The sequence below is a fragment of the Kitasatospora putterlickiae genome (assembly GCF_039527695.1).
GTDB lineage: Bacteria > Actinomycetota > Actinomycetes > Streptomycetales > Streptomycetaceae > Kitasatospora > Kitasatospora putterlickiae.
Genome location: NZ_BAAAKJ010000010.1, coordinates 4,156 through 4,891, shown reverse-complemented (window position 1 = coordinate 4,891; position 736 = coordinate 4,156). Strand labels below are relative to the sequence as shown.

1 protein-coding gene is annotated in these 736 nt (G+C 78.7%); it reads right to left on the bottom strand.

Features of this window, described 5'->3' with window-relative positions; all coding sequences use genetic code 11:
- Positions 1–736 (bottom strand): DUF418 domain-containing protein (locus ABD308_RS00900; protein WP_344323315.1); only part of this gene is annotated, 736 nt, incomplete at both ends.

Genomic DNA, 736 nt, shown 5'->3' with positions numbered 1-736 from the left:
ACCGGCGGCCGTCGTGTCCGCGTCCACCGCTCCATCCGTCGCCGCTCCATCCGTCGTCGCGCCGTCGGCCGCCGCGCCGCGCCAGCGCGGCCGGGACAGCGTGGTGAACGCGCGCAGCAGCCACTCCACCGGCCCGTACGGGTGCCGCGCCAGCCACCAGCGGGAGGCCACCGCCTGCGCCGCGAACAGCGCGACGCCGATCAGCGCCACCCCGGCCGGCGCCACCCGCCCGACCAGCCCGAACCCGACGCCGGTGAACAGCAGCACGCAGACCAGCGACTGCGTCAGGTAGTTGGTGAGCGTCATCCGCCCGGGCGGCGCCAGCACCGCCACCAGCCGCCGCCCGTGCCGCCCGCCGGCCAGCCGCAGCACGGTGGCCGCGTACGCCGCGGCCAGCATCGGCGCGGTGATCACGTCCACCCCGAGCGCGAACACCTGGGCGGCGGGGCCGGGGTCGGCGAGCGCCGACCAGGTGTAGACGCCCGCGCCGAGCAGCCCGATCGGGAAGCCGTACGCCTGGAGCCGGCGCAGCGCCCGGTCGTGGCGGGACGGGTCGGCGAGCGCCCGGTGCCGGCCGGCCGCCAGGCCGAGCAGGAAGGCCGCGAGGGCCGCGGGGGCCTGGAAGAACGCCAGCAGGAACAGCACGTCCGGCAGCTGGTCGAGGTGCGCGCCTACCACCGGCCCGAAGCCGCCGCGCAGCTCCTCGGTGACCCGCCGCGCGTCGGCCGCGGCGGGC